Raw genomic sequence first — 501 nt, forward strand, 5'->3', positions numbered from 1 at the left:
CTGTATGACTTCGCAGCGCTGGGCGAGGCGATTGCCACAGCCGGCAATTCGGCGATTCCACTGGTCAAGGCTTTGGGCAAGCAGATCGCTTCGAGCGATGCCGAAGCCGAGCGCTATGTGCATCTGGGCGCGACCAGTCAGGACGTGATGGATTCCGGGCTGGTCCTGCAATTGCGCCAGGCGCTGGCGCTGATCGAAGACCAACTGGCGCAACTGGCCGACTCGCTGGCCGCTCAGGCGCAACGCTTCGCTACCACGCCCCTGGCCGGGAGCACCTGGCTGCAACATGCCACGCCGGTGACTCTCGGTATGAAAATCGCCGGATGGCTGGGCGCCGTCACGCGCAGCCGACAGCGTCTACAGGAGCTGAAACCGCGTCTGCTGGTGCTGCAATTCGGTGGCGCCTCCGGCACGCTCGCGGCGCTGGGGGCACAGGCGTTGCCGATCGCCAAAGCATTGGCCGAAGAGCTGCAACTGACCCTGCCCGAGCAACCGTGGCAC

1 protein-coding gene is annotated in these 501 nt (G+C 65.5%); it reads left to right on the plus strand.

Annotated elements, in window-relative coordinates:
* Positions 1-501 (plus strand): lyase family protein (locus J5M71_RS27430; protein WP_243434375.1); only part of this gene is annotated, 501 nt, incomplete at both ends.

The sequence above is a fragment of the Pseudomonas sp. 43(2021) genome, assembly GCF_017490805.1.
Lineage (GTDB): Bacteria > Pseudomonadota > Gammaproteobacteria > Pseudomonadales > Pseudomonadaceae > Aquipseudomonas.